Source organism: Pseudoalteromonas espejiana DSM 9414 (assembly GCF_002221525.1).
Classification (GTDB): domain Bacteria; phylum Pseudomonadota; class Gammaproteobacteria; order Enterobacterales; family Alteromonadaceae; genus Pseudoalteromonas; species Pseudoalteromonas espejiana.
The window spans coordinates 411155-433531 of record NZ_CP011029.1; the positions used below are offsets into that span (position 1 = coordinate 411155).

The 22377-nt window shown below is 40.0% G+C and carries 19 protein-coding genes and 1 pseudogene; 9 read left to right on the forward strand and 11 right to left on the reverse strand.

The window, feature by feature from the left end:
• Positions 1–16: 16 nt before the first annotated feature.
• Complete coding sequence (locus PESP_RS18720; protein ID WP_089349530.1) at positions 17–1870, reverse strand: CIA30 family protein; 1854 nt, start codon at positions 1868–1870, stop codon at positions 17–19.
• Between the two features lie 446 nt (positions 1871–2316).
• On the opposite strand from PESP_RS18720, the gene PESP_RS18725 reads away from it, so the two are divergent.
• The gene (locus PESP_RS18725) at positions 2317–2505 is read left to right on the forward strand and encodes a hypothetical protein (RefSeq protein ID WP_089349531.1); all 189 of its coding nucleotides are present in this window, start codon (positions 2317–2319) and stop codon (positions 2503–2505) included.
• A gap of 237 nt (positions 2506–2742) precedes the next feature.
• On the opposite strand, the gene PESP_RS18730 is transcribed toward PESP_RS18725, so the two are convergent.
• The gene (locus PESP_RS18730) at positions 2743–3636 is read right to left on the reverse strand and encodes a LysR family transcriptional regulator (protein WP_089349251.1); all 894 of its coding nucleotides are present in this window, start codon (positions 3634–3636) and stop codon (positions 2743–2745) included.
• Positions 3637–3737: 101 nt separating this feature from the next.
• On the opposite strand from PESP_RS18730, the gene PESP_RS18735 reads away from it, so the two are divergent.
• The 5 genes and pseudogenes from PESP_RS18735 to PESP_RS18755 all read left to right on the forward strand — a co-directional run bounded on the left by PESP_RS18735 (position 3738) and on the right by PESP_RS18755 (position 6919).
• Positions 3738–4730 (forward strand): zinc-binding dehydrogenase, encoded by a 993-nt coding sequence (locus PESP_RS18735; protein ID WP_089349250.1) that lies wholly within the window; start codon positions 3738–3740, stop codon positions 4728–4730.
• Between the two features lie 61 nt (positions 4731–4791).
• Positions 4792–5091 (forward strand): putative quinol monooxygenase, encoded by a 300-nt coding sequence (locus PESP_RS18740; RefSeq protein WP_089349249.1) that lies wholly within the window; start codon positions 4792–4794, stop codon positions 5089–5091.
• Between the two features lie 148 nt (positions 5092–5239).
• Positions 5240–5464, forward strand: a complete 225-nt coding sequence (locus tag PESP_RS20740) for a VOC family protein (RefSeq protein ID WP_342744503.1) — start codon at positions 5240–5242, stop codon at positions 5462–5464.
• 93 nt (positions 5465–5557) lie between these two features.
• Positions 5558–6295 carry a type 1 glutamine amidotransferase domain-containing protein gene (locus PESP_RS18750; protein WP_174694399.1) on the forward strand — a complete coding sequence of 246 codons (738 nt, stop codon included), beginning with the start codon at positions 5558–5560 and terminating at the stop codon, positions 6293–6295.
• Between the two features lie 73 nt (positions 6296–6368).
• Positions 6369–6919: pseudogene (locus PESP_RS18755) on the forward strand (NAD(P)H-dependent oxidoreductase).
• A gap of 364 nt (positions 6920–7283) precedes the next feature.
• Here PESP_RS18755 and PESP_RS18760 read toward each other — a convergent pair.
• Together PESP_RS18760 and PESP_RS18765 are read right to left on the reverse strand one after the other, a co-directional pair.
• Positions 7284–8867 (reverse strand): tetratricopeptide repeat-containing sulfotransferase family protein, encoded by a 1584-nt coding sequence (locus PESP_RS18760; RefSeq protein WP_089349532.1) that lies wholly within the window; start codon positions 8865–8867, stop codon positions 7284–7286.
• A gap of 92 nt (positions 8868–8959) precedes the next feature.
• Positions 8960–11374, reverse strand: coding sequence for a TonB-dependent receptor (locus tag PESP_RS18765; RefSeq protein ID WP_089349533.1), 2415 nt, complete (start codon positions 11372–11374; stop codon positions 8960–8962).
• A gap of 405 nt (positions 11375–11779) precedes the next feature.
• On the opposite strand from PESP_RS18765, the gene PESP_RS18770 reads away from it, so the two are divergent.
• Positions 11780–12874: an NADH:flavin oxidoreductase/NADH oxidase gene (locus PESP_RS18770; RefSeq protein ID WP_089349534.1), complete on the forward strand. Its 1095-nt coding sequence runs from the start codon at positions 11780–11782 to the stop codon at positions 12872–12874.
• 73 nt (positions 12875–12947) lie between these two features.
• Positions 12948–14144, forward strand: a complete 1197-nt coding sequence (locus PESP_RS18775) for an MFS transporter (RefSeq protein ID WP_089349535.1) — start codon at positions 12948–12950, stop codon at positions 14142–14144.
• A 50-nt stretch (positions 14145–14194) separates the two neighbouring features.
• Here PESP_RS18775 and PESP_RS18780 read toward each other — a convergent pair whose 3' ends face one another.
• The 4 genes from PESP_RS18780 to PESP_RS18795 form a co-directional block, all read right to left on the reverse strand.
• On the reverse strand, positions 14195–15076 hold the full coding sequence (locus PESP_RS18780) for an EamA family transporter (RefSeq protein ID WP_089349536.1): 882 nt from the start codon (positions 15074–15076) through the stop codon (positions 14195–14197).
• Positions 15077–15560: 484 nt separating this feature from the next.
• Positions 15561–16310, reverse strand: coding sequence for a FadR/GntR family transcriptional regulator (locus PESP_RS18785; protein ID WP_089349537.1), 750 nt, complete (start codon positions 16308–16310; stop codon positions 15561–15563).
• 430 nt (positions 16311–16740) lie between these two features.
• Positions 16741–17724 (reverse strand): Gfo/Idh/MocA family protein, encoded by a 984-nt coding sequence (locus PESP_RS18790; RefSeq protein WP_089349538.1) that lies wholly within the window; start codon positions 17722–17724, stop codon positions 16741–16743.
• A 28-nt stretch (positions 17725–17752) separates the two neighbouring features.
• On the reverse strand, positions 17753–18760 hold the full coding sequence (locus tag PESP_RS18795) for an AraC family transcriptional regulator ligand-binding domain-containing protein (RefSeq protein WP_089349539.1): 1008 nt from the start codon (positions 18758–18760) through the stop codon (positions 17753–17755).
• A 112-nt stretch (positions 18761–18872) separates the two neighbouring features.
• Between PESP_RS18795 and PESP_RS18800 the strand changes: the two genes are divergently transcribed.
• Positions 18873–20483 carry a GMC family oxidoreductase gene (locus PESP_RS18800; RefSeq protein WP_089349540.1) on the forward strand — a complete coding sequence of 537 codons (1611 nt, stop codon included), beginning with the start codon at positions 18873–18875 and terminating at the stop codon, positions 20481–20483.
• Here the strand turns inward: PESP_RS18800 and PESP_RS18805 are convergent.
• The 3 genes from PESP_RS18805 to PESP_RS18815 all read right to left on the reverse strand — a co-directional run bounded on the left by PESP_RS18805 (position 20472) and on the right by PESP_RS18815 (position 22191).
• Positions 20472–21302, reverse strand: coding sequence for a class I SAM-dependent methyltransferase (locus PESP_RS18805; RefSeq protein ID WP_089349541.1), 831 nt, complete (start codon positions 21300–21302; stop codon positions 20472–20474). The genes PESP_RS18800 and PESP_RS18805 overlap by 12 nt on opposite strands.
• Positions 21303–21305: 3 nt before the next feature.
• On the reverse strand, positions 21306–21704 hold the full coding sequence (locus tag PESP_RS18810) for a hypothetical protein (RefSeq protein ID WP_089349542.1): 399 nt from the start codon (positions 21702–21704) through the stop codon (positions 21306–21308).
• A gap of 67 nt (positions 21705–21771) precedes the next feature.
• The gene (locus PESP_RS18815; protein WP_089349543.1) at positions 21772–22191 is read right to left on the reverse strand and encodes a DUF3429 domain-containing protein; all 420 of its coding nucleotides are present in this window, start codon (positions 22189–22191) and stop codon (positions 21772–21774) included.
• Positions 22192–22377: the final 186 nt, after the last annotated feature.

The window sequence follows — 22377 nt, forward strand, 5'->3', positions numbered from 1 at the left end:
TTTGACTGCATCGTATTTAAAAGTAAGTTAGCTCCTTGATTTGTAGTGTGTTTTTTAATGGCTCATTGCTTGCGCCTGGCATTTTACGCCACATTAAATTAACCCCAGTTAATTCAGTGGCCGACCACGTAACTGGGCTACCAAAGCCAAATTGTTTAAAAGTGGAAAAAGGAATATCAAGCGTTGTCCACTCATCGCGCGGCTTTAAAAGTACACTAAAGTGATCCCAATCTTTTACATCACTATGATAAACAGACATAGCAAAAGGCGTGCTTGAACCTTTATAGGTTAATCGAATACCTTTAAATGCAGAGGCATCAACCGGCGATGTAAATTTTATTTCAGCGCCTGCCCACGCGCCAAAACTGGTTGGCTTTGTAATGGTTGTATCTATGGTTAAGCTATTTTTATTCGTGGTAAGCGCTGCAACAGATTGACCACCCATTACCGAATCGCTCTGGGCTTGCCATGGTGTATCACCGGTAAAATCATCAATAACATGCTGCGCTTGGCTGCTTTTTAATACTTCATTACAAGCGGGGCCTTGTGGCTTTATGGCTTTGTTTTGAGAAATAAGCGCTGGGCGGTCTACTTGTATACCTGCTTTATAAACCTCTGAGATAGTGTGAATATGGTTTATATCATCAAGCGGGTTTTGCTTAAGTAGTACAAAGCTTGCCTCAAAGCCTTTAGTAAGCTTGCCAATGCTCCCGGATTTATTAATTGCCATCGCACCATTTACAGTGGCCGCATTAATTATTTCACCATTAGTAAGACCCGCTTTTTTTAGTGCATCTAACTCGTTGTGTAACCCAGTACCATGCAGCGTGTAAGGGTTACCGGCATCAGAGCCTGTGCCAATAGTGATATTAGCTTTATGTAGCTTTTGTATATTTGCATAAGCGGTTTTGCGCTCATCCCACGCGTGCTCTTTCCATTTTGAAGGTGCAGGCACGTTTTCAAACAAACACCCTTGAAGCTTTTCGGGAATGGTTTTTAGTAACTCGCTTTGTGAGCTAATAGTATGGTTATGCTTTTCATCGCTATGGTTATGATACACCGCAAGCGTAGGAATGTAGGTTACATTATGCTCTTTCATTAGTGTAATAAACTCATCGTCAATCGCTTCGCTATTAATACCGTGGGCTAAAGCCGTTGCACCGGCCTTAATAGCGCGTTTACCATCATTTAGTGTAGAAACATGCACAAAATACGGTAAATTAGCGGCCTTAGAGCGTTTACCTAGCTCGCTTAATTGGCTATCAGTTAACGATTTACCCACACCGCCAAAAGTTTCAATAACAGCTTTAGTTACATGTGGGTGAGTGCTTATATGTTTTTGCCATAGCGCTTCTATGTCTTCATCTTTTGCAATTTCGTAAGCTTGGCCGCCAAACTGCGTGCCATGTCCGCCAGGGTTGGTAAACAAAGTACCTGCATAAAAAAGGTTAGGGGTCACTTGTGTTGCTTTTAATTGCGCGGCTTCGTTTAGGGTTTGCTCAAACGAAAACAAATCAACAATATTAGTTACGCCTAAATACAAATTAGAATTAAAGTGCGATTTAACCGGTAAATACTGAAATTCAGAAAAGTTACTGCCCGATGAGCCTAAATGAACATGTAAATCAATTAAACCGGGTATTGCATACTGGTTGTTGGCATTAATAGTATTGTCGGCGGTTTGTAGTGGGTCGGTTGCTTTGGCAACATTTACAATTTTACCATCGTCAATATAAAGCGAACTCGGCGCAGAAAAGCTTTGCGAACTACTTTGGTATAAACGGATGTTGTCGACCCGAAGGTCAATGGCATACGCACTAAAGTGGCTTGCTAAACTCAGTGCTATAACTGTTTTTGTAATAATGTTCATGACTATATTCCTTATCAAATAGGTATTTGGCGTTTTGTTGATAAGAAATTTAGCGAGTTTTTTAACCTGCTTCATTAATGTTTATCTGAATCGACATTATTTGCCGTTGAACCGACATAAAAGTAAATGAGCGTTGTGATGGGGTGCTCAGGCTAAGTAAATTTAGTTTTAAAGGGCCGCTATGAGCGATAAGCGGTCATTGAAAAAGTTAAATTTATTCCTACTTCTTTGAGTCGGAGCCTAATTTTGGCCGATAACACTACTAAACGCCGTTTTAGGGAAAAATAACATGATTAATTCCTGACTGTTTCAATTGCTTGTTTACAAAGGTAATTATTGGTGAACTTATCAGAGTATGTAATATACGCCTTTTTGGTGTGTTATAAACCACCTAAATGGTGTTCAATAAGCTGTTGTGTGTTCTTATAATTTGGAGTTATTAAATCATGGGTCAAGATTGCTGCCTATATGCTAATGGTGAACGTCATTTATATCCAAGCATTGCTAAAGCTCATGAAGCCGCCGAGCAGTTTATATGTTTTAAAGTGGATCTTAGACTTGAGTATCTATTTGAAACTACAGGTGCTGACTTTTGGGCTTATGAATATAATCAAAATAAATGGGTGCCTTCTTAATATCTTTAGTTTTCGAGAAAAAACACATACAAGTGAATAAGGTTATGACTGTTCGCTTTTGGCACATAGCCCCCTTCGGATATAAAGTATTTTATCCACTAAACACATACTCCAAACCACTATAAAGTGTAATTTATATCTTGCTCTTTTTTAAAGTTTGGTAAATGGCTCTAGGTGGAGTTAGCTAATTTGCTACCAGATGAAGTTAACTGTAGTGAAAACCCTAAGAAGTTAAGTCTATTTTGAAAGGGGATTGCTTTTTATCCATTCTTTCAAGTGGTCAATGAAGTTCCTAACTATTATCGATTGGTTTTTCCTAGACGGATATAATAGGTTAATTGAAATTGATGGGTCACACTCCCAATCTTCTAAAATAACCTTTAAGCGCCCTTTTTCAACACGTTCTTTAATATGCCAATCTGACAAAAGTGCAATACCATGATCTAATTCCACCATACCCAAAACGCTGTCCCCTAAGCTAGAAGAAAAGCTGGGGTTTAACTTAACTGTTTTTCGTTCACTTTCTCTAATGAATGACCAGTTAGTTTCATTCCCAACGGTTAATAAACTATGATCAGTTAAATATTCAGGTGATTGTGGTACTCCTTTTTTTTCTAAATAACTCGGCGTTGCACATAATACTCTCTTTGTATCAGATAGCTTTTGACCAATTAATGATGAATCTCGCGAAGGGCCATGTCTAATTGCCAAATCAACACCTTGTTCAGTTAAATTAACTAAACTATCTGTAGAAATGATTTCAATATTAACTTGCGGGTAACTTTCTAAAAAGCTGCTAATCACAGGTAATAGATAGCTTTGTGTAAAAGAAGCTGACGCAGTTATTTTTATTTTTCCTTTTAACGTATTTGTTGGGTCGAGGTCATGTTCAATCTCATCGCTAATACTTAAAAGTCTTTGCGCATGGTTATATAGCTTCTCACCCGTAAATGTCGGACTAAGGGTCCGTGTTGTTCTATAAAATAATTTAGCACTCAGTCTGTTTTCGAGCGCTATCAACCTTTTACTCACTGCTGCAGCCGTTAGGTTGTGAGCATCAGCAGCCATTCGAATAGATTTAAGTTCAAAAATCGTACTGAATATCTTTAGTTCTTCTATTGAATCAATCAAATTATCAACCTTTTGGAATTAATCATTAAACTTTTAGTGTGTTTTTGGTTGTTAATTATGTTGATAACATCACTTTCGTCAATAACAAAGAGGAAATTATTATGAAAGCAATAGCTATTAATGGTCATGGTGACGTTAATGTTTTACATGAAATCGAAGTTGATGCGCCAAAACCAAAACGCGGCCACGTCGTAATAGATGTAAAAGCGACAAGTGTTAACCCTGTTGATACTAAAATCCGTCAAGGCAGTGAAGGCACTGCTGGTATGACTTATCCAGCAATCCTTCACATGGATGTATCGGGCGTAATCAGTGAAGTAGGTGAAGGTGTAACTAACTTTAAAATTGGTGATGAAGTATACGGTTGTGTCGGCGGTATCGTTGGCATTCCGGGTACTCTTGCAGATAAGGTTGAAGCTGACGCTGTATTATTAGCACATAAACCTAAAACGCTTAGCTTTGGTGAGGCGGCTAGCTTGCCTTTAGTAGCAATTACAGCATGGGAAGCTATTATTGGTCGAGCTGAAATCCAGCCGAGCGATAGAGTGTTGGTTCATGGTGGTACAGGTGGCGTAGGCCACATTGGTCTTCAGCTTGCAAAAGCACTAGGTGCACATGTTACAACGACTGTTGCAGATGAAGCTCGCGCAGAAACTGCAAAACAATTAGGCGCAGATGAAACGGTTCTATTCCCTACAGAAGAGCCAAAGGAATATGTTGAACGACTAACCAATGGTCAAGGCTTCGATACGGTATTTGATACAGTGGGCGGGCCCGTTTTACAAAACTCATTAATCGCTGCAAAACTGAAGGGGCATGTTATCTCTACAATTGGTTATGCTGATTATAACTTAACTGAAATGCACTTTAAGGCTCTAAGGTTAGACCTAGTATTTATGGCGATTTCAATTATTCATAACATCGATAGAGAGACTCACGGTGACATTCTACGCCGACTTGCTGGGCTTGTAGATAAAGGTCAAGTTAAACCTCTTATCGATAGTGTTTTCCCTTTAACTTTACAAGGAGTTAAAGATGCTCACACTCGTCTAGAATCAGGGTTAGCCACAGGTAAAATCGTAATCGAGCGTTAAATTTCAGCTATTTAATTAAAGGCTGTGTAAGCAGCCTTATAAACCAAGATAAAGGTTAAAAATGGACAATGAAGTAATGGTCGTTGTGGATATTCTATGTGAAACACAACATTACAGCACTGTATTAAATGCAATTTATGAATGTTCGAGTGACAGTATTCTTGAAGATGGATGCGAGCGTTATGATGTTTTCTCTGATGTTAATGGGTCACAAAGAATCACATTAATTGAAATGTGGCGTGACATAGATACTTTAGAGCAACATAAGATACTGCCTCATTATCTTCAATTACAAACGTCTTTAGAAGGTAGAGTGCTATCAGTCGATATTAAAGCAGCTCGTGTGTTTGAGGGCTTGTGATAAATGAAATATCTTCGCATATCAGATATTAAAGCATCACTAAGATTTTGCTTTGAGGTCTAGGGTTGAAAGCTCTAAAAAGGAAAGGCTACTTTGAAGCAAAGTTTTCTCTTATCTTTTAGCTGCACAAGGTGATGACAACGCTCAAATTGAACTTACTTATAACTGGGAGCCTGAGTATCTAAATACAGGGAGAAACCTCGGTCATATAGCCTACAGAGTTGAAAATATATACGAGACATGCGCTCATTTACAGGAACTAGGCATTGAAGTAAATCGATTTCCTCAAGACGGTCAAATGGCTTTTTTACGCTTTGCGGATAATATTTCCGTCGAGTTGTTACATGCAGGTGAGCCGCTACCAAAAAACTGAGACTTGAGCTCCAATGCCTAACAATGAAAGTTTGTAGCGTATTTTACAAGTAACCGACAAATCGGTTGGTTTAATTTATATGAGAAAGATAGTATGAAAATTTTATTATTATTAATGACACTAGTTTTCGCGGCTCCAAGTTTTGCTGCGGATAAAATCCTTTTCGTACTGACTAGCCACAATAAAATGGGTTCGTTAGATATGAAAACTGGCTTTTGGTTAGGTGAGTTAACACATCCTTATTACGTCCTTGCTGATGCAGGCTTTGAAGTTGATGTTGCTAGCATTGAAGGTGGAATGGCCCCAATAGACCCTAAAAGTCTAGATTTTTCAGATGAAGATAATGCTAGGTTTATAAATGATAAAAAGCTCATGGCTTCAATTATAAATACAAAAGCGATTGAAGATGTAAACAGTAAAGATTATCAAGCAGTAGTTTATGCAGGCGGTCACGGAACTATGTGGGACTTCTCGAACAATGAACTTATCAATAAATTAACTGTTTCAATATATGAGCGAGGCGGTATTGTAAGCGCGATTTGTCATGGCCCAGCGGCTCTTACAGACGTCAAGCTTAGTAACGGACAATACCTCGTTAAAGGAAAAAAATTAGCTGCATTTACTAACGAGGAAGAGTCAAATATAGGGCTAACAGAAGTTGTTCCTTTCTCACTACAGGATACATTAATGTCCAAAGGTGCAAAGCACATTTATGGTGCTGCATGGACGGTAAACGTTGTGAATGATAGGCGAGTTATTACTGGTCAAAACCCGCAATCAGCTCGTAAAGTGGGCGAAGAGATTCTAACTGGATTAAAAGGCATCAAATAGGCATTTAATGTCAGACACTTATCAATTAAAGGTTTTTAAGTGAATTTCAATAAAGAATGGGTAGTAGTACATAGTGAAAAATATCTTAATTTTAAATGGCGGTAAATGTTTCGCTCACTCTAAAGGTGAGCTTAACAATTCGCTCACAGCCTTTGCTGAAAACTTCTTTGTACAAAGTAACTGTAATGTTCGTAACACAACTATTGATAAGGGATATGATGTCGATGAAGAAATTTCTAAATGGCTGTGGGCTGACTTGGTAATCTTTCAGATGCCCGCATGGTGGATGAGGTGTTTACCAAAGGGCACGGTAAGTTATATGAAAGCGACGGTAGGTCTAGAAGTGATATTTCAAAGCAGTATGGATCTGGAGGCTTACTTCACGGTAAAAAATACATGCTTTCTGTCACGTGGAATGCCCCAGTAAATGCGTTCATTGATAGTGAGCAGTTTTTTGAGGGGACTGGGGTAGATGGTGTGTATTTACCCGTGCATAAAGCAAATCAGTTTTTAGGAATGAAGCCACTAGAAACTTTTATTTGTAGCGATGTTATGAAAAATCCCCAAGTAAAAGTCGATATGGAGCGATATAAACTACATTTAGGGGCAGCACTTAAGATCTGATTTAGCATTGTTAAGTATTTGTATATAGCTCTACTCTATGGACCTTATGCCTCATAAAAACACCTTGTTCTTACGTAAATGGTGTTTTACCTAGATAGTCAGCTGATTACAGCTCTGTTGAAGGTTACCAATGGCCGCCCAATAACTTTCAGAAAGAGTAAAAGAAGGTTTTGCTTTAAACAAACGTGGGGTGTAAGCGAGTGCTATGTGAATGTCCGCTCCTGGCACTCTCCAGCCACTCGACAACATAAAATGTGATAATAATTGGCAAGGTATTTTACTTTGTCGGATGGCGCTTCGCTTCTCCGATCTACACTTACGCAAAGTCGCCTATTTGGGTTGCTCCATCGATAAAACAAGAGGCTTATTCAACACTAATACCTTGGCTTAAAAGATATTCCACTGCTGCATTAGTATGGGGTTTAAATGCCTTCCAACGGCCAATTGCTTTGCTATTTAATGGTTGGCGTACTTGCACTTTACTGGCTGTAGATACCGGTGCGGTGTTTAGGTGAAAATCTATACATTGTGCTTGCCATTCTAAATTACAAAAGCTGACTAACTCTTTTATTTGCTGCTCGGGCTGTGCGACTAATTCTTCGTATTTTACTAATTTTATATTGCTGTGCAGGGCGCTTAAGTGCTGCATGAGTTTGTAAAAGCGGCTATAAAATTTGGCGGTGTCGAGTAAATCGAGCGAGTATGCGTAGTAGGGGTTATTTATTGTAAATAACTGGCGATAGTTACCAATACAGGTGTCCATTGGGTCGCGCAGCATACAAATAATTTTAGCGTTTGGCAGCGCTTTAGTAATTAAGTCGATATAAAAAAAGTTAAACGGGAGCTTATCAATAAAGTGTTTATGGCTGCCGGTGGTTACGCGAGTCGCATTTAAATAAGTTGTCCCAAGCTGATTAAAATCAAGCTCATACGCTTTAGTGAGTGTTTGAGTATCGAGTACATGCGGTGTTTGAGTTTGGCTTAACTTTTTAACACTTAGGCCAAAGTCTTGTAATTCTCCGGCTGATTGTACGTCGCTGTGGCTCGATAAAATACGCTCAACCAATGTGGTGCCAGAGCGGGGCATACCTAATACAAAAATAGGCTCTGGCGTTGGATTACCTTGTGTTAGCGCGTGTTTATGCTGCTCACTTAAATGTTTAATGTGTTCAAATAATGCGGCTGAGCTTTTATGATCAAACGGCTGCATAGCGCGTTTAGCTGCTTTACCTTGCTCTAGGCTTTTAAACGCATTATCAAACTCACCTATGTCTTGATACTCTTTTGCAAGTGCGTGGCCAATGTGTAATTTTGCATCGGGATGAGTGATTTGCTCAGCTACGGTTTTTAAGCGCGCTATATGATTAGATTGCGCAGCGGCTTTGGTTAAATCGCTTAATGCAAAATGGCTTTGATGATGCAGCGGGTTTAACGTAATGGCGCTTTCAAAGGCATTTTTGGCTTGTTCAAATTGGCCTACAAATTTAGCGCTTACACCCAAGTTATAATAAAACTGTGGTTGTGGTTTATTTGCGTGTTTGGCCAGTTCAATAGCGTAGTTAAAGTAATTTAGTGCGTGTTCGTGAAGGCCTGCTTGCGTAAGTGCGACACCAAGGGTGTCGGCATCAAGACTCTTTTGTATTTGCTCAACCGGTATGGCTAAAGCGGTGTTTTTTGCTTTGGTAAGCTCACCTGTTAATGCGTAACATTTTGCAAGTTGGGCGGTATATTCAATGCTTTTGCCAAAGCTAAGGGCTTTTTCGATTAACTTTATGGCTTTGTGTATTTGCCCAACACGTAAATTAACCATGGCCAGTAAAAAGTACCCATCGGCAAAGTCGTTTTTTTGAGTTACTAATTCAACTAAGGCTTTATGAGCAAGTTCAATATTGCCTTGGTTTAAATGTGTAATTGCGCTTTGATGGAGTTGTTTTAAATTTGGCTGCATTGTTTAATTTTTATTTTTTAGTTACGCGTTAATAAAGAAAAAAGGCTCAAATAAATTTGAGCCTTAAAACATTGTTTAAAAGTGACTATAAATTAAATTTCAAATTTGTAGTTAAATTTAACACCTACTGTTAGTGGCTGATTTACAAAGTGACCGTAATTACGTTGTATATCGGCACCGTTTGCAGTTGTTATGTCTGCATCTGAGCGGCGAACCGATGTAAATGCATATTTATTAAATAGATTATCAACATATAAAGTAGTCGACCACTCATCAGCTGTTAGCTTAGCAGAAATATTACTTAAGCTGTAACCTGGTAGTGTTTCGCCATTGTCATGCAGGCCTACTCTGGTAATAACATCGCTTTGCGCGGTTAAACCGTAGTTAATATCAAGAGTTTTGTCGCTAAATACATCTGTTTGATAATTTATACCCATTGAGAACTGGTGCTCTGGCGAGCCAGGTAAACGGTCGCTGTCTTCTGCGCCATCGGTGCCATCAGCATTAAACAAAAATGGTGCGTCTGACGTTAGCTCTGCTTTTGTGTAAGCATAAGTAGCGTATACGGTAAACGAGTCAGATAAAATGGCACGGGTAGATAACTCAATCCCTTTTGCGTTTGCACTACCTGCGTTAGATAAGTACGGAAGTTGCCCTACATCGGTAGCACCTGCAATTTGTGCATCATCCCAATCTACGTTAAATAACGCGGCATTAAAGTGTAATTGGCTTCTAAACCAAGTACTTTTAAGGCCTAACTCGTAGTTTGTAGTGGTGTCGGCATCGTAGAGCATTTCTTCTGGGCTACCACAACCTGCTTGGTTAGCTGGTAATGGATCAGGACACGGCGCTAAACCATTAGAGCCACCAATTCTAAAGCCTTCACTTACTGTTGCGTAACCCATAACAGAATTAGTAAATTGGTATTTTGCATTAAATTTAAATAGGCTGCCGTTATCGTCAGCTTCATTTTTTTCAAAGTTCAATGAAATAGCATCAGCTGCTGCGCCATCAAACAAGGTATTAAATAGCGGGAAGTCGACAGCAGACTCTGATTCAACGTCGTATTGGTATAAACGCATACCAATTGTTACGTCTAGCTTTTCTGTTACTTGGTAGCCTACTTCACCAAATAAAGCTGATTCTGTTATTTCTGTGCGATCTACCGAGAAGTACTCAAGTTCGTCTGGGCGAGATTGCGAAGCGCCAAAGTTTTCTACTGCAAAGTCACCAAAGCCTGGGGTAAATTCTTTACTTGAAGCGTCGGTTTCAATTTTGTTGTAAAACGCACCTACAATCCAGTTTAAGTCGCTATCGCCTTGCGATACTAAACGCAGCTCTTGGGTAAAGGTGTCTTCTTCTTCAATTTCACGTGTGAAAGATGAAAACGCTGGAAATTCTTCGTAGCCGTAATCAAGACGAATAAGTAAATCGGTTTGGTCGCGTTGGCCGTCGGCATCAAAGCTTGAAATACCCGTAGCCGATACTAGCTCTGCAAAACCTAGGTCTGCTTTTAGCTCAAGGCTTAGTAATTGATCTTCTTTTTCGCGCGGCTCTTCATAACGATAAGCAGACTCGTATTTACCAACAATATCACTTAAGCCGTTATCTTCGTTTAGGCTGTTGTAATGAACAATAGAGCGGCCTTCGCTGTCTTGCTTTTGGTAAAAGTAATTTAATGTAGCCTCTAGTCTTTCAGTTGCTTTCCAACGAACTGAAATACGCCCTGTAGTGGTGGTTTCACCGTTGGCGTCTTCTACATTTTTAATGTTTTCGTTAACTGCTGAGCTATCGCTCCAATCAGGGTCGGGTAGTGATACACCTGGCTCACGCACAGTGTATGCATAATCAATAAAACCAGGGTCTTCGTATACGTTTAAGCTTGCACGCACTGCAAGTTCATCTTCAATAATAGGAAGGTTAACAATAAAGCCGCCTTCGCCACCTAGTGAGTCGCTTTCTTGGGTTTGAAATAGGTCACCAAATACTTCTACCGAGGTAAAATCAAGCTCTGGTTCTTTAAGCATGTAACGAATTGCGCCGCCTAATGTACCTGCGCCATAAAGCGTACCTTGTGGCCCAATAAGTACTTCAACGCGTTCTATGTCTACCAAGCGCATATCAACCGAAACTGGAATTTCGTTAACGTAAGTAGCGACTGTGCCGCCATCTGATGATGGGCCAGACGAGTTTGTATTTAAACCACGTACAATAATAGGCGAGCCTGAGCGACCACCTTGATCGGTAATTGTTAAACCAGGTACCCAACGCGCTACATCCGCAAGTTCGCCAATGTTTTGATCTTTCATTACATCAGCATCTAGGGCTGTAATATTTAGCGGTGCATTTTGCACCGAGCCGCTGCGTCTTGTTGCTGTTACTTCGATTACTTCGAGCGATTTGTTTGTAGCGGTGACTTCTTCTTGCGCCACTGCAGAATTAGAAAATATAAATGCGCCAGATACAGCGCTCGAAATAGCCAAGGTTAACAAGCTTGGTTTAAACATAAAAAGTGATCCCCAGTTCAAATGTTTTACATAAGTAAATTAAGTGAATAGTTTAGCAGGGAGTTAAGTGGCTGGGAATGATAAAGTTGAATTTTAATTCACTTTTTTGGAATAAATATAGATAAAACCACAGCAAAAAATTATATAAATAGCTATTACATCCAATACGTTGGCTAAATAAGGTACAAGTAATGTGCTTTTATCTCATTGAGCAAATGTAAATAGCCATTCATGTTTATTATTTTGTAGTAATTGTGTTGTTTGTTAATACAAGTTTTGCTGGTTTATTTTCTAGAAGTTATTTAATTTTTAGCCCTATAAATTTTTAGTTTGATCCCCATTGTTCTTAGTTATCGTAAGCTACTTCAATTCGCACATGTGTGCGCGCATTTACAGGATTAAATTATGAGCCAGTTATTCTCGGAGTTAAACATAGGGCAACTCACCTTAAACAACCGCATTATTATTGCACCTATGTGCCAGTATTCAGCCAACAGTGGTGCCGCCAGTGACTGGCACACCATTCATTTAGGACAATTAAGCTTAAGCGGGGCAGGATTACTTATTTTAGAGGCCACAGCGGTTAATCCTGAAGGGCGTATTAGTTATGGCGATTTAGGGCTTTGGAATAATGAAACCCAGCAAGCATTAGATAAAAGTTTAAAAGCGGTTAGGCAATATAGCCCTATGCCTATTGGTATTCAGCTAGCGCATGCTGGGCGTAAAGCATCAACAGAAAAACCATGGGATGGTGGTGGTGCATTAAACCCTACGGATGAAAACGGCTGGCAAACGCTCGCACCTTCAGCAGTTGCTTATGACGATAATAGCCCAGTGCCAAAAGCCATGAGCCAATCCGACATAGACTCATTAATTAACGACTTTGTGAGTGCCGCTAAATGTGCTGACGAGCTTGGCCTTGATTTAATTGAGCTACATGGTGCGCATGGTTATTTGTTGCATCAATTTTTGTCACCCCTTACAAACAAGCGCGATGATGAATACGGCGGCAGTTTACAAAACCGTATGCGTATTGTGCTAGAGGTATTTAAAGCCGTTCGCGCAGAGTTTAACAGTAGCAAACCCGTGGGTATTCGTATTTCAGCGACTGATTGGGTAGAAGGTGGTTGGGATTTAGAGCAATCAATAGTGCTTGCTAAAGCCCTTGATGAGCTTGGCTGTGATTTTATTCATGTAAGTACAGCGGGATTAAGCCCTGATCAACAAATACCTGTTAAACCGAGCTTTCAGGTGCCATTTGCAACAGCTATTAAGGAAGTTGTGAATATGCCAGTAATAGCCGTAGGTTTAATTACCGAGCCACAACAAGCCGAAAATATTGTTAGCGAGCAGCAAGCCGATGGCGTGGCACTTGCCCGTGGTATTTTATATAACCCGCACTGGCCTTGGCATGCAGCAGCAGAGCTTGGCGCTACCGTAACTGCACCTAAACAGTATATACGCTCAAGCCCACATGGTAAGCCATCACCAATAAAGTAGGTAAAGTACGAGGTTATAACCCAATGGGCTTTGTATTCATTGGGTTTTATTATTTTTATAAAGCAGGACACACATGACTCAAACAGGCGTTTCACCGCAGCCACTTAGCAATACACTTGTTAGCATTATTGCCTTATGCTGCGGCCTTATTGTTGCCAACATTTACTACGCTCAACCCATTATTGAGCTATTAGCACCCGAGGTTGGATTGAGCCCGCACAGTGCTAGTTTTATTGTGTCGCTTACGCAAATAGGGTATTCACTTGGGCTGTTTTTTTTAGTGCCATTAGCTGATCTCGTCGAAAATAAGCGCTTAATGCTTATAACGCTTGGGGTGTCGTTTTTAAGCTTAACTGGTACAGCTCTTGCCGATACTCCAAATGTAATGCTTATTTTATGTTTAATGATAGGTATTAGCTCGGTGTCTGTTCAGGTGCTTATTCCGCTCGCGGCGCATTTATCGTCTGACGAAAAGCGTGGCCAGGTGCTGGGTAATATTATGGCAGGGTTACTATTAGGTATTTTACTCGCAAGGCCTATATCGAGCTTAATTGCCGATCACTTTGGTTGGCGTGCGGTATTTTATTTTGCAGCCGGCTGTATGGTGTTTATTGCAAGCGTAATTTATTTTGCCATTCCGCAAAGGCATCCACATCAAAAAACGACCTATTTTAAGTTATTAAAATCGCTTAAACAGTTAATGATAAGCCAACCTGTTCTGCGCCAGCGTGCTCTTTTTCAGGCATTAATGTTTGCCTCATTTAGCTTATTTTGGACGAGCGTACCCATTGTACTTGCGCGAGAATATGGCTTATCGCAATCACAAATAGCGTTATTTGCGTTAGTTGGCGCAGCAGGTGCTATTGCAGCCCCTATTGTTGGACGCTTAGCCGATAAAGGCTATACCCATCAGTTATCGTTATTGGCAAAGGTAATTGCCGCAGTGTGCTTTTTACCTAGTTTATTTGAATTACCCAACGGGATAATAATTTTAGCTTTAACAGGTGTGTTTATTGATTTTGCTGTGCAAGCAAACATGGTACTTGGCCAACGAACCGTATATTCCCTAGAGCCGCAAAGTCGTGCACGACTAAACGCGATTTACATGACGAGTATTTTTTTAGGTGGTGCGGTAGGTTCACTTATAGCCAGCCCACTTTACGAGGCTGGTGGGTGGACAAGCGTTGCGCTAGTTGCCGCTGGTATGCCGCTTATTTCGTTGATTGGGTATGTGTTAACAACCAACAAAAGCGCTCAAGCGGTTGGTTAATAGTACCTGAAACAAAAAGCCATCGTAATATATACGATGGCTATTTAGTTTTAACTGGTTAGATCTAAAGTGTTTTTTTGCTTTTTAACACTTGAAAATGAGCTGCCAACAGAGGCTATAATCACTAATAAAATAGCTAACCACTGCCACAGAGTAAGCAACTCTCCAAGTATTATAAAGCCTGCCAGCGCAGCAAAAGCGGGTTCTAAGCTGAGCATAATGCTAAACCCTTGTGCGGGCATATTGCGCAAAGCAACCATTTCTAGTGTATAGGGCAGGGCGCTTGATAAAATAGCAATGCCAATTCCGAGCGGGATAATTCCCCATGTAAATGCACTGCTTTGCGATATGCCACCATAAGGTACAAGTACTATTGCGGCAATGGTCATACCTAAAGCAACCGTTGCACCACCAGAGCTTTGAGTGCCGGTTTTTTTACCAAATAAAATATACGCCGCCCAACACGCTCCTGCTGCAAGGGCCAGTATCACACCAATTGGATCTAAGCTATCTTGGCTGCTCATATCGGGTAGTAACAGTAAAATACCAGCAATGGCACAGGCTACCCAAAATAAATCGCGCTTACGGCGAGAGCTAAATAGTGCAACAGCTAAAGGGCCTGTAAATTCAAGCGCAACACCTATACCTAGCGGAATACGCTCTATAGCGTAATAAAATAAAATATTCATACCGCCTAGGCTTAAGCCGTAAACCAAAATTGAAAGCCGGTTACCTGCTGTTGGTAAATGTTTCCAAGGTTTAAAGATTAAACATAAAATAAGGGCAGAAAAACCAAGCCTAAGTGCAGTGGTGCCTTCGGGGCCAACAATAGGAAATAACTGCTTAGCAATAGACGCACCAGATTGAATGGTGATCATAGCTAATATTACGCAAACAACTGCGAGTAAGAAGTCTTTTGGTGATGATTGCATTATGGTCCTTAATTACAATCGACTGATTTTGCGCAGTGTATCTGTTTTTGATTCGCTAAGTAATACCAATCCGCAATAATACTTAATCATTTTTAGGGGCTAAAGGTGTCGCTATCTGCGTTAAAATATTCTCATTTAGAACAACTAAATAGCGAATTTTTTACCTTACTATCAACACGTTTTTCCATCCTCAACATAGATCACATAATTATGCGGATTGGTATAATTATAGATCTAAAATTATTTTGGTAGCTGTTGCTAAGGGGCGTTTTACGGTATTTAATAATTGCTTATTAGTTACAAAAAGTGGTTTTTGTTTAAGTTAATGAAAACTGACTAGGTAAATAGTGTGAGTAATAAATGAGCAATTTGAAAGAGTGTACTGGTAAGAACACTAAATAATATTGGTATGCGAGCTAGAAGGGGTATAAAAAAGCGAGCAACAAAACGTTTTTGCTCGCTGTATTTTTAAATAACTTAATAGTTAAAGTGCTTTATTTGCACTTTTTACTAGGCCATCGAGTGAGTAAAGGCCGCGTTTTTCGTCGTTTTTGCGTTTTATTTCTTGTAATGCGCGCGCTTCTACGGCATCAAATAACGCATTGATTAAACGGTTAAAGTGTTGATGCATTGCGGTGCGTGCGGCACTTGCGTCGTGTGTTTGCAGCGCATTATATATTGCGGTGTGCTCATCCATTACGCAATCGTTATTGTTTTTACACACACTGCCGTAATCAGCCACAATTTGTGAGTTGTTAAGGCGTAAATCCCATAAATTAGAAACTGCAAATTCAAGGGCTTTATTACGTGTAGCACGCGCTATTATTTCGTGAAACTCACGGTCGGCTTGTTCAACGTAAAGGCCTTTTTCCATCGCAATAAGCGTTTGTTTTAACTGGGCAAGCTCTTCGTCTGTGATTGATTGTGCGGCAAGTGCGGCAATTTCGCCTTCAATAAGTGCACGTGCTTGAGTAAGCTCAAACGCACTGATCTCTTTTGTTTTTACTGCGGTTTCTTGTTGTTCTATTACATAAACACCAGAGCCAGTTTTAACCTCAACGCGGCCACGTACTTCTAGTGCAATAATAGCTTCACGAATTGTTGGGCGGCTTACGTCAAACATATCGGCAAGTTCACGCTCTGGCGGTAAACGACTTCCAGCAGAAAACTCACCTTGGTTTATTAAAGCTTCAACTTTATCAACAATGCGCCAAAATAAGCGACGATTTCCCATATCCTACCTTTATTACCTTAAGGAATAGTGGCTCATAGGCTCAAATAGCCTAAACCAACTGTTATTAGCAGAGGTTACCCCAAAATTCACTATTATGTCAAAATTCTAAAGTGTTGTAACGGTCATATAATATTATAAATAGGTGTTAACCTACTTGTATTACCAATTTAGTTTAATTTTAATCAATTGGCCAGCTTGATTGGTCATGTTTTTGTGTGCTAAGTTAACTTTACTCTCTTTTGAAGAGCATTAATTTGTAATATACATTTATAAGGCTGGCTTAATAAAAATAAGTAGAAGCGTTGTTAAAAGTAAACGTGTTGACTTAATAATGAGCATGATTGCCCATGGAAGGGAGTCGTATCTTCAAAAGATGTGTTGTAGTTGTATTTAGGGCGTTAATTGTCGTTGATTAACGCCCACATATTATTTAGTTATCGTTTGGGTATAGCACGCCAAGCTGCTGGCGAGCAGCGTCAAGCACCGTCATTACATCTTTAGCAAGTTGATGTGTATTAACCGTAGATTCTAACTCACCTTGTTTAGCGGTTTGTATAAAATGAGCCACTTCGTACTTCATAAAATTTTCATCAAATGGGGCTGAAATAACCTCTACATCACCACTATTTGTAATAAATTCTACTTTTTTGAGCTGTGAAACTGCTTCTATACGAATGCGGCCGCGCTCGCCTTGTATTTCGGTTATGTTGTCGCCTTGCGATATTTTAGAGTAACTAATAACGGCCTGTTTATCGGCATAATTTAAAAGTACATCGCCCGCGCCATCCACGCCTGTATCAAGTAGTACGCCACTGGCGTTTACACTTTGCGGTGCGCCCCAAAGAGCAATAAGTAGATACAATGGATAGATACCTAAATCAAGCAAAGCCCCATTTGCAAACTCGGGTAAAAATGTATTTGGGCGTTCGCCATTTTTATACTTATCGTAGCGCGAAGAGTACTGGCTATATTGCCCTATAAATTTTCTGGGAGTGCCTATTTTAGACATTGTCTGTTTTATCAGTGCAAAGTTAGGCAAGTGCGTGGTCATCATAGCTTCCATGTACAAACGCTGATGCTTTTTAGCTGCACTTAAAATAGCGTTTAGTTCGTGGCTATTAGCCGCCGATGGTTTTTCGCCAAGTACATGTTTTCCTGCTTCAAGGCACATAACAGCATAATGTTTGTGTAAAGAGTTAGGCGCTGCAATATAAACGGCATCTACGTTTTGGTCTTGGCAAACACCTTCAATAGATGTGAATATTTTAGCTTGTGTATTTTGCGGATGATTTGCTAAAAAAGCAGCGCCGTTTGAGCGCGAGCAAACTCCGTATAAGGTAAAGTCATCTAATGTATTGGCTGCATTAAGTAAGGTATCGCTAATAAAGTTGGTGCCAACAATAACAAAGTTCATGTCCAGTCCTTCGAAAAAAGATAAAAATTTAGTGTAACATTTTTCTTTTCTTTAGTACGCGTGCAGAGCACCCAAACCAGCGTTTAATGCTAGCACATAACGTGGCTTGTTCCTGATAACCTAATAATTCAGAAATTGTGGCTAAACAGTGGTGGTTTTGCCTTAAATAATACTCTGCAAGTGTGCGCCGTGTTTGATCTTTGAGTTTAACAAAGCTGGTATTATGCTTTGCAAGTGCGCGGTGAAGGGTACGCGGGTGCATGCCAAGCGCTGTGGCTATAGTTAAATTTGAACATTGATGAATAGGGAGCATAGGTTTAATTAATGCAATTACTTGCTCGGGTAAAGGTTGAGTATGTGCGCCATATTGCGCTAAATATTTAAAGGTGGCCTGCGTTTTACTAAGCGATGAAATACTCAGTTTAAGCGCTAAATGCTGTTTATTAATGACAATGCCGGCACAGTTTCTATCCTCTACTACTGGGCAGCCAAAAAACGCGTTATAGGCGTAACTATTTACAGCTAATTTTTGAGGTAAAAAAACCTGCATTGGTTTGCATTGATTATTGCTAAGCTCTTTTAAAGTTTTGCACGCTAAACCAAGTGTTAGCTCTAATGCTTGGTTTACTAAGGGCTGAGGGGATAAGTTTATCCCAAACGATAAAAATAATGTTTGTGTGTTTTCAAGTGGCTGCACATTCATAGTTAACGCTGGGCTATGCAGGTGTAGGTAATTTTTTACCCAGTTTATTGCTTCTTCTATGTTGGTGCTGCTTTTAGCGGCGATTGCAATGTGCCCTAAAATTTCAAACTCTTGTTTGTTTGCAAGTTGAAGACGAAAGCTTGGGCAATTGAACTCATTGCTACAATACTCAAGTAGCTGAGCATATTGACGATAAGGCAAATATTCATCTTCAAGGTTTTTAAAGTTAAGGCTTACGTTGCACGCATGTAAAGCCTGAACAAAATCACCGCCAAGCTCTTTTATTAGGGTGTCTATTCCTTGTAAGGAGGTAGCTCTAATTGGGCTGCTCATACTTAATATTATTAGTTTGAATAAAGAGGGTGTCTAAAAATATCAAGTTTTAGGTGTTTTTTCTATGCACTATAGTTTCAATTGTTAAGTATGTAGCCTTTAAGGAACAAACATGAGACAAACATTTGATTACATAGTGATTGGCGCGGGCAGTGCAGGCAGCGTTTTGGCGGCGCGTTTATCGGAAGATCAAAATGTAAGCGTGTGTTTACTTGAAGCCGGTGGTAGCGACAAAAGCGCGTTTGTACAAATGCCTGCGGGGCTTGCTGCAAGCGTACCGCATGGTATTAATAGCTGGCATTACAATACAGTACCGCAAAAAGAGCTTAATAATCGATGTGGCTTTATGCCTCGTGGTAAAGTGCTCGGTGGCTCTAGCTCAATAAACGCCATGGTATATATTCGCGGTAATCAATATGACTACGACAATTGGGCAAGCTTAGGAAACACAGGGTGGGATTACGCCAGTTTATTACCTTATTTTATAAAATCTGAAAATAATAAAACGTTCGTAAATAATAACTTGCATGGCAAAAGCGGCCCTTTACATGTACAAGAGCTCTTACACCCAAGCCCCGTCAATCAGTTATTTTTAAACGCGTGTGTTGAGCAAGGGGTTAACTTAAGTGATGACATAAATGGCGAGGTACAACAAGGAGCTCGGCTTTCACAAGTAACGCAGCATAATGGTGAACGATGCAGTGCAGCCAAAGCGTATTTAACTGCGCACTTAAACCGTAAAAATTTAACGGTGCTTACTAAGTGCCACGTAAATAAAATTTTAATTAACAATAAAATAGCGCAGGGTGTTGAGCTTGAGCAGTATGGCAACGTTATTACACTAACAGCGCAAAAAGAAGTACTGTTAAGTGCCGGTGCTATAAACTCCCCTCAACTGTTAATGTTGTCGGGCATTGGCCCTAAAAGTCATTTAAAGGCGCATAATATTAAGGTGCAACATGCGCTTGAAGGTGTTGGTGCTAATTTGCAGGACCATTTAACCGTTGTGCCTTTGTACAAAGCTAAAACAGTTAAAGGAACCTTTGGAATAAGCTTAAGCGGCGCTGCCACAATACTCAAAGGGTGTGTAAATTGGTTTAGTAAACGAGAAGGGCCACTGACTAGTAACTTTGCTGAATCGCATGCTTTTATTAAGTTATTTGAGGATTCCCCCGCACCCGATGTGCAACTGGAATTTGTAATAGGGCTGGTTGACGATCACAGCCGAAAGCTACATTTAGGCCATGGCTATAGTATTCACAGTAGTATTATGCGCCCAAAAAGTCGCGGTACTATAAAGCTTGCCGATAGCCACCCGCAAAGTGCTCCGCTTATTGATCCAAATTACTTAAGCCACCCAGACGATTTAGCGATTATGCTTGCTGGTCTTAAAAAAACGCTCAGTATAATGCAAAGCACTGCCTTTGATAAAATTCGTGGAGAAATGCTTTACCCGCTTGATATTAATAACGATGAGCAATTAATTGAATTTATAAGGCAAACAGCCGATACCGAGTACCACCCTGTAGGTACGTGTAAAATGGGGAATGATCCTATGGCTGTGGTAAATACTCACTTACAAGTACATGGTATAGAGAAATTACGAGTGGTTGATGCCTCAATAATGCCAACGCTTATAACCGGTAATACAAATGCACCGGTTATAGCGATTGCTGAAAAAGCCGCAGACTTAATTAAACAAAGTTATAAATCAGGGTTGTGAATTGGTGCTATAAAACTGAGTAAGCCAAGCTTGCCAATCGCTTTCTAGGCGTACCATTTGCTGATGCTTTTTCGCATTTATGTGTTTAGTTTCATCCTCGAGCGCTATAAATGGGCCAACACGGCATAGCGAACAGTAATTAGGCGTTAAATAGGCGGGCTTTGTAAGCTGCGTGCTTAATTGAACAGCTTGTTCAGAGCAAGCCTTAGGGCTAAACACGTAAGTAATACCGCTGGTGTCTTTTACGTGTTTATCACGGTCCACGTTTCTAATTTTATATCCTGCAAAGTGGCTTATATCAAATGGCATTTGGCCTAAATATTCAGCGTGTAAGCCAGTGTTTAAAGTACCTTCAATATTCCATTCTCTGTATGGCTTTACATCTTTAGAAGTAATGTAGCATAGCATGGGGCCGTTAGGGTTGAGCGCAAACTCGTTTGCGTATTTAATAAATTGGTGAAGTAATGAGCGGTTAAGCACGTTCATGCTTGATTGGCGAGTATTGCTTTCATAGGCTTCGCGCCCAACAAATGCTGGAATAAGCGGAAACTGAAATATAACCACATCAAAGCTATGCAGGCTTTGACCTAGCGCTTGCCAACAGTCAGGGTTTGTTACATCAAAACTATTAAGTACATCTACGTTATTTGCTTTTAGGGTACTTAGCGCATTACTTTCGTATTTTTGCTCAATAGTACTTGCGCTATCATAGGTTGAAGCCACTAATTTTGAGGGCTTAATGTGAGCGTGTAGCGCATTTGAAAACGATAAATCGCCATCGCCTACGGTAAGTATTCGCCAATCAGAATTTAAATACATAAATTAAGCGGGCTTGGTAGGTGTTTGCTCATCATTGCTGACGATGTTTTGAGGATGGGCCGCGTGTAAACGATGAAACGCAAGGCGTGTTTTAAGTCCTTCAATAGCTATTTGTTTTAAAATTAAATTAAAGGTAATTAAAATGGCAAACACAATATGCATTGGGCCATTTAAAAAGCTGCCCTCTGGATTAGGTAGTGTTAGTCCAAAAGCGACGAATAAAATAACTAAAAATATTTCGATAAGTTGGTTTGAGTAAAAATTTAAACGACCTTCGCTTTTATGATCTTTTTTAATGCTGATAGCGCAGAAAAACGGGATCACTTTAATTTTAAAAACGGCGTTTTTTTCTACGTAGTTTTCACCCAGCTCGTTAAGCTGTTGGCGTAATGTGTCAATCATGGAGCATCCTTAAATAGCAGTGCGCGGATGTTACACTATTACGCCTAGTAGGTTAAGCAGCACAATGTTATTTTGGGTATAGACTCATACCTATGGTGAGTATGTGGCATACAAACACTACTGAGGTAAGCACAAAGCGCATTTTTTGATAATCGCGATGATAGGTTTGCCATTGTACTGTGGCTTTTTCAAATATAAGTACCAGCCAAAAGCTTGCTCCTAACCAGGCAAGTGCCCACTCTACTGGCAAAAAAGATAAAAATGGCACCGGGATGACAGGTAAAACGGCTTTTATCGCATCGCTGTAGCTTTGCATCCCAGCGTGCCATAAATTACCAGCCATAAAAGCAAGTATTGCAATGCTGTAAAATGTAAAAAACTCTAGGTTAATGCTGTTACTCCCAAACATAAGTGGCCATGCTACGCAGCCTAAAAAGGGTAGTAGCCCTAAATAGCCAAGTTGAATATGATTAATAAATTTTTCCATTACGGCATGCCTTATGTGTAAGTGTTTTTAAGCGCGGTTATTGTAGCAGTTTTAAATATAACGTGTTGCAAGATGTGCGCTTGCTATTAGCTTATTTACGCAGTAAAACAATCAGGTAGATCATCTTATATAAACAAACTGCTTGGAAGTATGGCTTTTGTGCGTGGCTAAAAGGTTTTTAAATAA